At 37.1% G+C, this 14103-nt stretch carries 16 protein-coding genes; 9 read left to right on the top strand and 7 right to left on the bottom strand.

Features of this window, described 5'->3' with window-relative positions; all coding sequences use genetic code 11:
- Positions 1-33: 33 nt before the first annotated feature.
- The 4 genes from BLS35_RS08000 to BLS35_RS07985 all read right to left on the bottom strand — a co-directional run bounded on the left by BLS35_RS08000 (position 34) and on the right by BLS35_RS07985 (position 3596).
- Positions 34-1140, bottom strand: a complete 1107-nt coding sequence (locus BLS35_RS08000) for a FecR family protein (protein WP_090779585.1) — start codon at positions 1138-1140, stop codon at positions 34-36.
- A gap of 85 nt (positions 1141-1225) precedes the next feature.
- Complete coding sequence (locus tag BLS35_RS07995) at positions 1226-1792, bottom strand: RNA polymerase sigma factor (protein WP_090779581.1); 567 nt, start codon at positions 1790-1792, stop codon at positions 1226-1228.
- 150 nt (positions 1793-1942) lie between these two features.
- A complete protein-coding gene (locus BLS35_RS07990; RefSeq protein ID WP_090779579.1) occupies positions 1943-2578 on the bottom strand; it encodes a peroxiredoxin in 636 nt (211 codons plus the stop codon).
- A 73-nt stretch (positions 2579-2651) separates the two neighbouring features.
- On the bottom strand, positions 2652-3596 hold the full coding sequence (locus tag BLS35_RS07985) for a DUF72 domain-containing protein (protein ID WP_090779577.1): 945 nt from the start codon (positions 3594-3596) through the stop codon (positions 2652-2654).
- Positions 3597-4379: 783 nt separating this feature from the next.
- Here BLS35_RS07985 and BLS35_RS07975 point away from each other — a divergent pair.
- Together BLS35_RS07975 and BLS35_RS07970 are read left to right on the top strand one after the other, a co-directional pair.
- A complete protein-coding gene (locus BLS35_RS07975; RefSeq protein ID WP_132225916.1) occupies positions 4380-4586 on the top strand; it encodes a helix-turn-helix domain-containing protein in 207 nt (68 codons plus the stop codon).
- 49 nt (positions 4587-4635) lie between these two features.
- Positions 4636-4818 (top strand): hypothetical protein, encoded by a 183-nt coding sequence (locus BLS35_RS07970; protein ID WP_090779571.1) that lies wholly within the window; start codon positions 4636-4638, stop codon positions 4816-4818.
- Positions 4819-4901: 83 nt separating this feature from the next.
- Here the strand turns inward: BLS35_RS07970 and BLS35_RS07965 are convergent, their stop codons facing one another.
- Entirely contained in the window at positions 4902-5993 is a 1092-nt protein-coding gene (locus BLS35_RS07965) for a S1C family serine protease (RefSeq protein WP_090779569.1), read from the bottom strand.
- Positions 5994-6000: 7 nt separating this feature from the next.
- The gene (locus BLS35_RS07960) at positions 6001-6567 is read right to left on the bottom strand and encodes an RNA polymerase sigma factor (protein ID WP_090779566.1); all 567 of its coding nucleotides are present in this window, start codon (positions 6565-6567) and stop codon (positions 6001-6003) included.
- A gap of 422 nt (positions 6568-6989) precedes the next feature.
- Between BLS35_RS07960 and BLS35_RS07955 the strand changes: the two genes are divergently transcribed.
- Positions 6990-7202 (top strand): hypothetical protein, encoded by a 213-nt coding sequence (locus BLS35_RS07955; protein ID WP_090779564.1) that lies wholly within the window; start codon positions 6990-6992, stop codon positions 7200-7202.
- Between the two features lie 535 nt (positions 7203-7737).
- Here BLS35_RS07955 and BLS35_RS07950 read toward each other — a convergent pair.
- A complete protein-coding gene (locus BLS35_RS07950; RefSeq protein ID WP_090779562.1) occupies positions 7738-8649 on the bottom strand; it encodes a helix-turn-helix domain-containing protein in 912 nt (303 codons plus the stop codon).
- 384 nt (positions 8650-9033) lie between these two features.
- On the opposite strand from BLS35_RS07950, the gene BLS35_RS07945 reads away from it, so the two are divergent.
- The 6 genes from BLS35_RS07945 (at position 9034) to BLS35_RS07920 (ending at position 13961) form a co-directional block, all read left to right on the top strand.
- Entirely contained in the window at positions 9034-10356 is a 1323-nt protein-coding gene (locus tag BLS35_RS07945; RefSeq protein ID WP_090779560.1) for an inositol-3-phosphate synthase, read from the top strand.
- The gene (locus BLS35_RS07940) at positions 10356-10811 is read left to right on the top strand and encodes a phosphatidylglycerophosphatase A family protein (RefSeq protein WP_254778739.1); all 456 of its coding nucleotides are present in this window, start codon (positions 10356-10358) and stop codon (positions 10809-10811) included. The genes BLS35_RS07945 and BLS35_RS07940 overlap by 1 nt, the downstream gene beginning before the upstream one ends.
- A gap of 2 nt (positions 10812-10813) precedes the next feature.
- The gene (locus tag BLS35_RS07935) at positions 10814-11188 is read left to right on the top strand and encodes a GtrA family protein (RefSeq protein WP_090779558.1); all 375 of its coding nucleotides are present in this window, start codon (positions 10814-10816) and stop codon (positions 11186-11188) included.
- 149 nt (positions 11189-11337) lie between these two features.
- On the top strand, positions 11338-12072 hold the full coding sequence (locus BLS35_RS07930; RefSeq protein WP_090779556.1) for a CDP-alcohol phosphatidyltransferase family protein: 735 nt from the start codon (positions 11338-11340) through the stop codon (positions 12070-12072).
- Between the two features lie 2 nt (positions 12073-12074).
- On the top strand, positions 12075-13049 hold the full coding sequence (locus BLS35_RS07925) for a phosphatase PAP2 family protein (protein ID WP_090779554.1): 975 nt from the start codon (positions 12075-12077) through the stop codon (positions 13047-13049).
- A 90-nt stretch (positions 13050-13139) separates the two neighbouring features.
- Positions 13140-13961: a universal stress protein gene (locus BLS35_RS07920; RefSeq protein WP_090779553.1), complete on the top strand. Its 822-nt coding sequence runs from the start codon at positions 13140-13142 to the stop codon at positions 13959-13961.
- Positions 13962-14103: the final 142 nt, after the last annotated feature.

Below are 14103 nucleotides of genomic sequence, written 5' to 3'. Positions count from 1 at the left end.
GATTTGTTAAATGGCTGGTCAGGCCAATACTGTTTATTGTACTTTTATCGTTTTTCCTTCAATTGAAAATTTAATGTCACTGGTTTCTTCGAGCATTTTTAAAACTGCGGATACATTATCAAACCTGGATACAGAACCACTAAAAGTAGTCATGTTTTTAGGGGTCGACTCATAAACGATCTCTACGTCATACCACCTTGAAACCTTTCTTAAAATACTGCCAAGCGGCTCATTCTTGAATCGAAACTTCCCATTTTTCCAATCGGTTGTGGCATTTACGTTTACTTCTTCTACGTTAATCTTATTGTCCTTAACGGTAGTCTGCTGTCCCGGTTTAATCACCACTAACGAAGTCCCGGCCGTAACTTTTACACTTCCTTCGAGCAGCGCTGTTTTTATACCGGGTTCATCTGTATATGCGTTTACGTTAAAATGTGTACCCAGAACTTCTACTTCCTGCCCTTTGGAACTTACAATGAACGGATGCGCGCTATCTTTAGTTATTTCAAAATAGGCTTCGCCATCTAGCTCAATACTGCGTTTAGCTGAACCTTCAAAAGTTGATGGGAACTTTAACTTAGTCGCGGCGTTTAGCCATACCTTACTACCGTCGGGCAGGGTAACCTGATAAGTACCTCCGCGTGGAGTAGCAGCGGTAAGGGTTTTAATGCTTGGCATTGAGCTTTCCAATGCCGTCCCGTCTTCGTAGGTAAGTTTGCTATTGTTGATCATCACCCCGTTTTTGGTGCCATTCAACGTTATCGTTTTACCATCATCTAAAGTTAAGGTCGCCTTATTTTTCCCTGGAGCTATATCGCCAGTCAGCTGTTGAGCCTCCGTTTTGCTCAACTCCTGGTGAAATGGATTGAAGAAATACAATCCAATGCCTGATAGGATTAAAACAGCCGCAGCTATGGCAATGCGCGGCCAAAGTTTAACAGTTCTTCCTTCGCCCGAAACTACGCTTAAAGTCTTTTGCCTGTTTACCAATAAATCCTGCATTAATGCATCGTCTGAGAGGTTTAATGGCTTATCGCTATTCCATTTCTCATACCAGGTTTCAAGCAATGCGATTTCATCGGGAGTACATTGCCCCTTATCATATTTTTGTATCAGATTTTCTATTTCTGTCTCTTGCATAAGATTGCTGATTGCGTTAATACTTGCATTCAGGCACTAAAGACAAAGAACGAAAGGCTTGGGGGTAATGAAAATGAAAAAATAGTTATACGACTAGGAAAAACATTGATCCCAGCTTTACACGCAAGATTTTTAAAGCATTGTTAACTGTAGTTTTAACAGTTTGTTCTGAAATATCAAGTTGTTGGGCAATTTCTTTATGAGATAGAAAGCCCTTTCTGCTCAATTCAAATATTTCTCTGGTGCGGGTGGGTAAAGCAGTGATCTCGCGATCTATAATTTCGGTCAACTGATTTTGCCGGGCCAAATGATCAGTGGTTATATTTCCTTCTTCAGCGATTTGTTGAATTGCTGAAATGTATCCTTTATTTAACTTCTTTTTAGACAGCAAATTAAATATCTTATTTCGTACTGACATGTACAAATATCCGGAAAGCGTAGTCGTAAAGTTAATCTCATCTCTTTTTAACCAAAGTGTAGTTAAAAGATCCTGCACAAGATCACGACATTCTTCTCTATCCTGCAAGCGTTTAAATGCATGAATGTACAATGCTCCGTTATACCTGTCGAAGATTTCTGTAAACGCCGAGGCATTTCCCTTCTTTAATAAGGCAATCAGTTCCTGATCGGTATGTGTGCTGTAAGCAGTCATGACAATTGTACCCAAATAAAGTTACTCTTAAATTCCGGACCAATGATATAAAATTATTCTGTTATTCAACTATTTTGATAACAAAAAGAGGTTATACCATTCTTATCAATGATACAACCTCTTTCACCTCTCGAAACCTAATCTTAAATACTATTTATTTGGTTGAGGAGTCATTCTCAAATAAGGTTTAATTTCTTTATATCCTTTTGGAAATCTTGCAGGAATATCTTCCGTTTTAATGCTATTTGCAACAACAACATCTTCTCCATCTTTCCAATCAGCTGGCGTAGCCACACTATAATTGGCAGTAAGCTGTAAAGAATCAATTACCCTTAACACTTCATTAAAATTACGTCCTGTAGAAGCTGGATAAGTAAGCATCAGCTTTACTTTCTTGTCAGGAGATATAATGAACAGCGAGCGTACAGTTAAGGTCTCAGATGCATTTGGATGGATCATATCATACAAATCAGCAATTTTCTTATCCTCATCCGCAATGATTGGGAAATCAACATTGGTATTTTGAGTTTCATTAATGTCTTTAATCCAGCCTTTATGAGATTCAGCAGAATCCACGCTAAGTGCCAATACTTTCACATTTCTTTTCTCAAATTCACCTTTCAATGCAGCAGTACGGCCCAGCTCTGTAGTACATACTGGTGTATAATCTGCCGGGTGAGAAAATAACACACCCCAGCTATCTCCTAAGAATTCATAAAAATCAATATCTCCAATAGATGTCTCAGCCTTAAAGTTGGGAGCAACGTCCCCTATTCTTAAACTCATAATTATATATTTTTGGTTTATTAATTGTCTAAAACAAATTTAACTAATAAAGTCTACAAATTAAGTATACTATCTAAAATAATTCTCCTTGATTTGTCAAAACATCAGGATCATTGAGAAATTTAATAGGTGCTACCTTAGCACCCAGGTGTTTGTTAAATTGCTCAATGGTATAATTGGCCAGGATTGGCGTATCCTTTTCATCATGCTGATGCAGAAAAAAGTAAACCTTCGCTAATCCCTTATCTAACCAGGTTTTAATCCGAACTACCCAGTCATCAATTCTTGCGAAATCAGAATCTTTATGTTCCTGTCCATTTCCTACAAAGCGAATAAATACTTCGGGGATGGTCAATTCCATGTGTACACAATCTCGCCTGCCACTTGCATCCGTAATTATCGCCCCTTTTTTATATTTGGCCAGCATTTCAAAAAGCTGAGCCCGTGCTGCAGGATCCGAAAACCAATCTTCGTGCCTCAGTTCTACAAATACTTCTAAATCTACAGGTAGATGTTTAATGTAATTCTCCAGCACATCAAAATTCTTAGGTCCAAAGTTATCTCCCAATTGCAAAAAGCAAGGGCCTAAAAATTGACCAAACTCATGAATACTAGAAAGGTAAAGATCTGTAGGTACCTCTGCATCTTTTAGCCTTTTAATATGACTGATGGTTCTCGAAAATTTAGGACAAAATAAAAAGCCATTACTAGCATTCTCTTCAGCCTTTGCTCGCCATTTACGAATTAATTCAGCATTAGGAATGCTATAAAAAACTGCATTCAATTCAATAGAGTTAAAATGCTTTACATACTCATCCAAAAAGTCGGCCTCTTTGGTTTTTGGAGGATAAATCATATTCAACCACTCCTTCCGCCCCCATTTTGCACAGCCAATATAAAATGCAGGATCTTTAACAGGTTTAGCTCCCGCAAGCGTTATTGCAGTCTGTTTCCCATCTTCTGGTAGTGTAAAATCTACAGCCCCCAGCTCATTTGCGCCTACTTTTCCAAAGTCCATATTTGAAGTTCTATATAAAAGAAAACCCGAAACTAATGAATAAGTTTTAAGGATTCAATTTGTTCTTCGTCCAACGCACACTAAATCAAAATACTTTTAACAAAACAATAATTATTGAATAATGTATATTTGGATTCCCATTATTATTAACTGCTCACAATGAATCACAAAACCCAAAAAGAAGAATTACAATTCGACTGCCAATTAAAAGCCAAAAACCTACAAACCGCCTTGAATTCAGTAGTTAACTATAATTTTCAATCATTTTTTCTCCTGGAGAACTATATTCGATGCAAAAAAGAAAGTATTGAAGCAGTTGAGAGATTGATTAGACATTTAGAATCTGGCAAATAAAAAAGAACCCCACATTAATTAAAATGTGGGGACTGTGAACGGTTTCTCAGGCCGTTCTTAACGCTCTCATCATGAAGGTAGCATTTATATTTTATTTATCAGTTTTTTAAAAAAAAAAAATTGAAGGTCACGATTAAAAAATAGACTGGACCAATCAAAATGTCCAGCTGCTCAGAAATATGATCTCACTCCTAACATCCTACAAACTGAAAGCAGCCTGTAAAATACGTAACAATTAGAAATAAAATGGATAAAAGTAAGATCCGACCTTCCTTCTTTATATCTTTAATCATTTGTTTTCTTTCTTCATCGGTCATAATTGCAGGTCTGGTTATATCTTAATTTTTGTTGGGGTTAAAAACAAATATACCAAACCTGTACTATTTTAATAGAACAATCGGTAATATTTTTTTATCAAATTTTGCTTCAATGGATGCAAAAAGGATTGTAGCAGGAAATGTGAAGAAGTATAGATTAGCACTAGGGTTATCCCTGCGTAAGTTTGCGACCATATCCGACTGTGAACTCTCGCAGATCACCAGGATTGAAAACGGAGAGGTCAACACTACTGTTAACACCATCTTCAAATTGGCCAACGCTCTGGGCATTAAACCTGCTCAACTATTGGAAGAATAAATACAATAGGTAGCAAAAAGAATGTGTAAAATTTATTCAATTTGGTATTATGATCAGAAAAGAAATACAGGACAAATTAAAAGAGAATAAAACTACTGTTTTCTGGGACACAATTTTGAGAGAAAAAATCAAATCAGAAGATTCGAACTCAGTTGAAAATTATATAGAAAAAACTATAATTAAAGAAGCACCTGAAAACAGAGAAATAAAAAAAGAAGATAGACCTTTATAAAAATCCCCTTAAATGTATAATTTAAGGGGATCAACGAAAACAGCTATCAAATCACTGTTTTCAATTCTTTTAAGGAAGAACTACTATTTATAAACCTTGATCATAAATACGTAATCCTTGATTTTATTTACTTGCTTATGCTTACTTAAGCCTTGCAATGAACTTCTTTTGCTAAATGCAACCTTTCTGCCCAACGAATCATTAGGAATAGAATTTAACGCTTCCTGAATGTATTTCGATTTAACAGCAAATGTAGCACCATCAACCTGATTTTGTTTAGCGCTGATTACTCCAATGATATTACCGTCGTCGTCTAATAAAGGGCCACCACTATTACCAGGATTAACAGGAATAGATACCTGATACTGGGTAGTATCGCCATTATAACCAGTTTTAGAGCTTACATAGCCTTGTCCATATACCGCATCATCCTTAGGAAATCCCAAGGTGTACACCGACTCGCTCATACCAATTCCATTTTGTTTTAATCTATACGGCAAACTAGGTAGGCTACTAAATGATTTATCTTCAATTTTAAGAATGGCCAGGTCGTATTGAGAATCTTTACGTTTTACAACCGCTTTAAATGAATTACCTCTGCTATCCTGAACATATACAGAATCTGCATCCGCAACTACATGTAAATTAGTTAAAATATAACCGTTAGATGTTAATGCAAATCCGGTACCTCCAAAATTAGCAGGCTTTAAATTCGGAGTTGCTACGTTAGTGGAATTTATTTTTCTGATCAGGTTGCTCTGAGAATTTTTAATTTTAGCCAGCTCTCTGCTCACCAACTCCACACTTCCACTTTGCTGAGTAGTTTGCTGTATAGAATAAAGCGTAACTACAGTAAGGAGGATAAATGAGGCTGCCACAGCAATTGCTGCTTTATTTTTACGCCATATATTTACAATAAATGAAGGATGAGGACCTAATTGTCGACTTAAAGTATCTACATCGATTTGTCCATGCACCTGATTCATTTTACTTTTCAAATCTGAAATCGCAGCATAATCATTTAAAGACTCCAGAAAAACCTTATGAGCAACCACTTTATGATCAACTGTAGGATCATTTAACCGCAATTGTTCAAAAGCTTTTGCTTCTTCTTCATTCAGTTTACCATTCAGGTAATCCTCAATTATACCTTCTAACTCTATCTCGTTCCGCATATCAGTATTAAGATTGAAAAAATAACTTTTTTAACCTTTGAAGGCATTTATACTTCTGTGTTTTGGCATTATCCGTATTGGTATAGCCGAATTTCTCACAGATGTCCTGCATTGAAAGGTTATTAATATAAAAATCCTGAATAATAGTTTTACAGGGTTCACCTAGATGAAGTAGTGCCGATTGCATTTTATCAAACTGGCGATCCTTCTCTTCATGTTGCTCTACATCCTCTTCCACCGATATTAAATCGTCAAAGTCTGTAACGTCACCTGATTTTTTGCTTTGCTGTGAAAGCTTCTTTAACCAAATTCGTCTGCAAACTGAATATATGTATGTTTTTAGTTTACTACTTAATTCAAAATTGCCGCTTTTAATTTTATTGTATAAAACGATGATTCCTTCCTGATACACGTCTTTTGCATCATCTTCATCACCATTATTATTCAAAATAAATTGTAAAATCATCGGGAAATACCCCGTGTACAATTTATTTAGCGCTTCTTCTGAGTTATTCAAGATCCCTAAAACTACCTCTCTATCTGTTGGAACTGAACTGCTTATCTTATTACTCACCAATTAATACCTTTATACGTGAATGGTAACCCAATGTTAACTAAAAAAAATATTTTTTATTACTATTATCTCTTAAAACATAAAATAGCAGTGTTTTATTATCCTTCGGGAAGGCTGGCACACACCCAGGACTCTCTTTGGAGTGTGAAAGGAACCCGAATATTATATATCACTCATTATAACCACAAAGCGAATAATATTAAAATAAAAAGAAAATAAATTTGAAAACAATAAATAAATGATGATATATTTGCGGCTCGGAATTAGGACCTGATAAACTTATCCGATTGTAAAACAGCACGATATAAAGAAAAAGCATTTTTATTAAATTAATTTTACTTTTTTTTCAAATCACTGGGTTACCTTTTAAGCTTTCAGGTATTAATCATTAAAATTAATTAATTATTTAAAATAAAATTAGAATGAAAAACGCATTTAAATTTGGCTTTTTAGCTTTAGCAATCACTTTATCAGTAGCAGCTTGTCAATCATCTGAAAAAACTGGCGAATCTACAGATACTACTTTAACTGATACTTCTGCTGTTGTAACTACAGTTGATACTACAGTTACTGATTCAGCTGTAAAAGATACTACAGTTAAAACTACAACTGAGACTACTGCTCCAGCTCACTAAGCTAAATTAGACTTTATAAAAAGGCCTTGGATTTTCCAAGGCCTTTTTTGTTGCCCTATCCATACTGAAATAACTTAACCATTCCTGTGCAACCGTATCGATATTTATCCATTTAATGCCTCGCTTTAAAAAGAAGGAGTGTGCAGCTAACAAAATATGTCTTTTTAGATCCTCGCCTCACTGATTTTGTATTTTATTCTTGCATCTATTGTATTGTTGTATGCTTGTTGCCAGATCGCCTGCGCTTCCAGTACGTCCTTACCAACAATTGTTCCAGCACTGAGCCTATTTTCTGTACAAACTAGCCTTCCTGCACTGCAACATTATTAACTACACCAGGCACTGCAAAACCTATCTGAACGGTATTGTCCGGTTCGATGGTGCCCGAATACTTGAGTTCTTGTTTTTGGGCCAATCTTGAAACTTCGTATACCGAAACTTTTATAGGATCTACCTTGGTTGATTTATCTTCTTGGCTACCGCATGAAGCCAGTGTTTCTATCTAGCCAACAGGTTTATTTATAGCTGATATTGGTCAAAATGGTGGATATTGCGCAATGAAGCTGTTCAACTGATAGTTAGAAGGAGACATACCTGCATACTTTTTGAAATATTTCCCAAAAAATGATTGGTCACTAAACTGCAGTTCAGCGGCTACCTGACCAACATTGAGCACATGGGCAGACAGCAGTGTCTTTGCCTCCTTAATGACCATTTCATCGATAAATTCTCCAGGTGTTTTTCCAGTGACCTTCTTTACCACATGGGAAAGATGTCTAGGGGTAATGCACAACATGTTTGCATAATATTGCACCTGTCTTTCTTGTCTGAAGTGCTCGGAAAGCAGCAGTAGAAAATCAGTTGTCAGCTCTTCTTTTCGGTTAAGCTTTACTAAATTACCCGACCAATATTTACTATGTATCAGAAAAGCTTCAAAAAGCACCGATATGAAACTATGCCTAACCACCTCGTTCAGGTGGACTGTTTCTGCTGGCAAGAAGATCCTTTTCTTTAGGGAAGTTAAATGGAATAGCATACTGTGATGCTCTTCATCCGATAGCGTAAACGATTTCTTGGCCTGCTCAGAAAACAAATGCATGATCTCTCCACTGTTAAAAAGAATGCCATGTTTTTTTAGATAGGCACTCTGGAAACATAAGGTCAGGAACTCTATGCTTTCGGTAGCGGCAGAGATTTCGCACATAGCACCTGGCACCATAAAAAACATATCACTTTCACCTAACGTATAGGAAATGAAATTGCACTGAAAATCCAATCGTCCTTTGCGTATCACGATAATAGCAAAGGAATTAGAACGGAAAGGCTCATTAAAGGCACAGAATGGGAGCACTTCCTCTTGGGAATGAACTGTCATCCCTCCCATCTCATTCAAACGCTGCTCTAATTCGTTAATTCCATGCTTAGCATTGCCATCGTGAACTCCCATACTCTAAAATTTTGTTGAAGAATACGCAATGATAAAGAATATTCATATCGAAATAAAACATAAATATCTATTGATAATAAGATTACTTTTTGCACACAATTTCGATCTCAGCTATGAAACACACTATGTCGTTGGACGGCCATTGATCAGCAATTTAATTATCTACAAATTGTCAGGAAATCACAAATACTACAAATTGACCAAATTACCCCACATATAAACCTTTCAGGGTGGACGGGGATATATTAAAATTGCATCAATTATTTTGTTCACAAAATATTAATTCCATCCGCTAAAGTCTTAATATTTCCCGAGCAGGTGACAAAAATTCAACCAATTCCAACAAATGGATATAGCAATATTAAAAGTAATAAATAAAATAATATGAAAGCACAAATAAAAGAAGCTAAGGGTAAGCTAGGCATACTAATGCCTGGTCTTGGAGCCGTCGCGACTACCATGATTGCAGGCGTTGCCGCCGTAAAAAAAGGTCTCTCAAAGCCTATTGGATCTCTGACCCAGATGGGAACGCTACGGGTCGGCAAAAGAACAGACAACAATGAGCCTAAAATCAAGGACTTTGTGCCTCTGGCAGCACTTGAAGACCTTGTTTTTGGAGGTTGGGATGTGTATGCCGACAATGTGTACGAAGCAGCAATGAACGCAAGGGTGCTTGATGCCAATCTGCTTCGCGACGTTAGAGATGAATTACAGGCAATTAAACCAATGAGGGCAGCTTTTGACAAAAATTATGTAAAAAACCTTACGGGTACGTATGTTAAAGAAGGCACAAAACATGAGCTTGCACTTCAGGTGATTGAAGATATCAAGAACTTTAAAGCCAACAACAACTGCGACCGTATTGTCCTGATATGGTGCGGCTCTACAGAAATCTACATGGAGCCAACCGAAATACACGAAACGTTAGCTGCATTTGAGCAGGCACTAATTGAAGATGATGCCCGTATCGCACCAAGCATGATCTATGCCTACGCTGCGCTAAAATTAGGTATTCCTTTTGCAAATGGGGCACCGAATCTTACTGTAGACATCCCAGCATTAATTGAACTTGCCAGAGAAACCAACACACCAATTGCAGGAAAAGATTTCAAAACAGGCCAGACCTTAATGAAAACAATCTTGGGCCCAGGCTTAAGTGCCCGTGCCTTGGGTGTAAATGGATGGTTTTCTGATAATATTTTAGGTAACAGGGATGGCTTGGTACTGGATGACCCTGATAACTTCAAAACTAAAGAAGTATCCAAACTAGGTGTACTGGAAGATATCTTCAAACCTGAGTTAAATCCTGATTTGTATGGCGATATGTACCACAAAATTCGTATCAACTATTATCCGCCACATGGCGATAACAAAGAAAGCTGGGACAACATCGATATCTTTGGCTGGTTAGGCTATAAGATGCAGATTAAGATCAATTTCTTATGTCGAGATTCTATTCTTGCAGCTCCAATTGTATTAGACTTAGCCTTATTTATCGATCTGGCCAAACGAGCCAATATGAGTGGTATACAAGAGTGGCTGTCCTTCTACCTGAAATCGCCACAGACATTACCAGGTCTGCCCGCAGAAAACGACATCTTCAAACAACTTATCAAATTACAGAATACTTTGCGCCACATGATGGGCGAAGATCTGATTACACATTTGGGATTGGATTATTACGAAGAACAAGTAGAAAAAGCCTAGTGTTTCTGCACAAGCTCATATCAACCGGACTGGGAATTGGCTACATCGGCAAAGGCTCGGGTACTGTTGCTGCGGTGGCAACCTGTGTGGTGTGGTACTATGCCCAGGTCGGTTTTCCAACACAAATAATAGCTCCCCTCCTCGTCACCTTGCTTATTACGTTACAGGGAATTAGAAGTGCCAATGTGGTAGAAGCGATATGGGGTAAAGACCATCAGAGAGTGGTGATTGATGAAATTGCCGGGATGTGTATTACGCTTATTTTTATTCCGTTAAGCCCAAAATACATTTTTACAGGACTTTTGCTATTTAGGTTTTTTGATATCGTTAAACCATTATTTATCAGAAGGCTTGAAGCCTGGCCTGGAGGTTTTGGTGTAATGGCCGATGATGTTCTGGCTGGAATTTACGCCAACATCATCTTACAGCTGATCATAATTTTCAATATTTTTTAATAATGTATGTGTTCTTAAAGGCCCAGGCTTCTTCGCTCAGCGCATCGATTATTGACTTTTTGATCACTTTCCTTTGTGTAAACGTAATTGGCTTTTGGTATGTCCTAGGTAGTATAATCGGAACAATTACAGGTGGATGTGTGAATTTTTACATGGGCAGAAATTGGACGTTCAATGCGACACAAAAAAGCATCAAACTACAAATAGTTAAATACATCATCGTATGGATAGGCAATTTGTTGCTGGTAACCGCAGGGGTATACATCTTAACTCATTTTCTGGGTTTAAACTACATGGTATCAAAAATAACAGCTTCTGTTTTAATGGGTACGACCTACAATTATCTTATGCAGAAGCAATTTATTTTTATTCATTAATGATAAAAAACTACGAAACAGTTAAATGTACAAGGGTAGCAGTTGTGTTGACCATCGGCTTTGCTATACCTACTCCATTATGGGTAACAAACGGGTAAGGTATCTGATTGGGGAATTAGGGCAAGACTAAAATTAGATTTTTAATTAGGATGAAATCAAAAGCAATAGTGAATAGAGATGGCCTCCAGCAGACTATCTACAGAGTTATCAATCCATTTGTAAAAGGGATGATAAAAATTGGCCTTACCCCAAATGCGGTAACTACAATTGGCCTGATACTAAACATTGGCGTTGCCATTATTTTTGTTGTAGGTGCAGAAAAATCCAATCGTGGCGACATGTCCTATATCGGCTGGGGTGGAGCAATGGTTCTTTTTGCTGGGCTCTTCGACATGCTAGATGGCCAAGTAGCAAGATTGGGAAATATGGGCTCAAAATTTGGTGCCCTTTACGATTCGGTCCTAGATAGATATAGCGAGCTGATCATGTTTTTAGGCATCTGCTATTATCTGGTGTCTCACCATTACTTTTTAAGCTCCTTATTTGCCTTTATTGCATTGATTGGTTCCATGATGGTAAGTTACACCAGGGCAAGGGCCGAAGGATTGGGAATAGAATGCAAAGGTGGCTTAATGCAACGTCCAGAACGCGTGGTTACCATTGGCGTATTCGCCATTGCCTGCGGCATAACAGGGTATTTTATTGGCGGCGACTATAAAATTTACATTCCCGGTATTTCTTTTCATGTGTTTGAAACCATGTCTATTTTCACTTTACCTATTACATTAATGGCCGTTCTAACAAATTTAACTGCGATAAAAAGATTGAAAGACGCTAAAAAAGTGTTAGATGCACAAGATGCTGAAGAAAGGATTAAGATATAAAAATGAAAAGAAATTTTGTTTCCAATTCGACGGATTCTATTCGAAATCAAACGCCCAAAGATTTGGAACTTTTTACCAAAAGGGACTTCCTGCTCAGCCTAACACTCTCGGTTTTTTATATACTCTTATCAAGCCTATTGGTCGGCTTTAAAACCGACCAATTGGTATTGGTATTCATTTTTAATACACTCTATTATATTTCACATACCACCCGTAAATTCATAATCGGCTTTTCTATATTCATTGTATACTGGATACTTTTCGACTATATGAAGGCGTTTCCAAACTATTGGTTCAATGATGTCCATATTGAAAGCCTGTATCAATTAGAGAAGAAATTGTTTGGCATCAATTTTCATCAAATGGTGCTTACACCAAATGAATACTGGAAACTCCACACCAATTCCTTTTTAGACCTGAGCACTGGCCTCTTCTACCTCATGTGGATTCCTGTTCCTTTGGTTTTTGCTACCTATCTATTTTTCAAAAAAAAACAGCAGTTCCTTTATTTCTCGCTCACCTTCGTACTGGTCAACCTGATTGGTTTTGTCGGCTATTATATTTATCCTGCGGCGCCACCATGGTATGTACAAGAACATGGATTTAGCTTTTATGCACATACCCTTGGCAGTAGGGCTGGGCTAATAAGATTTGATGATTTTTTTGATATTTCGCTGTTCAAATCCATCTATAGCAAAGGTTCCAATGTATTTGCCGCAATGCCCTCCCTACATTCATCTTATCCTGTAATCGTGCTCTATTACGGTTTAAAGAATAAATTGGGAAAAGTTAATATCTTCTTTGTCGTAGTGATGCTGGGCATATGGTTTGCTGCGGTTTACACCAGCCACCACTACACGCTAGACGTGATTGCAGGTATTATTACTGCCCTTAGCGGATTGGTAGGTTTTAACCTGTTGTTAACAGCCAAATTTTTCAAGAAATATATGGAATATATGTTGCAAAAGATAAGCTAACAACTGATAATTATTTTTTTTAACTCCAGATAAACAATCAATTCGACTCTAAAAATCTCTTTATTCATTATATCGTCAAAAACTAAATTCATGAAAACAATAATTGTTGCAACAGATTTTTCACCAGGAGCTAGTAACGCTACAGTTTATGCCTCCAAATTTGCCTCGGCGACAGGGGCTAAGATAATTCTATTTCATATTTTCCATATGTCAATCCATGCCCTTAATGCTAGGTTACAAGCTTCGGAAATGGATGAGCTTATGATCATTAGTAAGAAAAAGCTGCTTGAAAAAGCCAATAAATTTTCTGTAGATTATAAAATTGAAGTGATAACAGCCTGGTGCATGGGGGATTTTCAGGAGGAATTGCAGAAGATTATTAATTCTACGCAGGCAGATATCGTGGTCATGGGGATGGCTGCTAGATCAATTGAACAAGATCTTTTAGGAAATACTACTACTGCAGCAGTGCATAGTCTTAAATTCCCGATACTTGCAGTGCCAGTTAATGCTGTGTATAAAGGACTAACTACTATGCTTTTTGCATGCGATATCACTAGAGGCGTTCACAAAAAAATATTGGAAAAGGTAAAAAATATTGCGATAGGGTTAGGTTCTACTATTGAAATTTTTCATGTTGACACAAAGATTAGTCAGCTGGAGCATCAACAAAAAGACAGTGGTATATTGGAAACTTTTGAGGATGGACTTAATGGTACAAGCCACTATTATAGAAATATAGAATCAAATACAATTATCGAAGCTATTCAAGATGAAATAACAAACATCAACGCTGACCTGCTGATAATGGTACCCTACAAATATGGATTTTGGGGATCAATGATACATAGGAGTAAAACTACAATGATGGCTTCAAAAAGTGAAATACCACTTTTATCTATCCCTCTTTAGAAAATTGGGTATTGCTTTTCGCTCTAACGCGTAAAACTTCTGGATCCATGATAATGTACCTTAACAACACATGATCAATATCCTTCTAAGACCAAAGCAACAATCAGATATTTTTTGGGTTGATCTTAATTCTGTATTTAAT

Origin of the sequence: Pedobacter sp. ok626, from assembly GCF_900100435.1 — a bacterium.
Classification (GTDB): domain Bacteria; phylum Bacteroidota; class Bacteroidia; order Sphingobacteriales; family Sphingobacteriaceae; genus Pedobacter.
The sequence above is the reverse complement of the archived record's forward strand: the minus strand, read 5'-3'. Positions and strand labels throughout refer to the sequence as shown.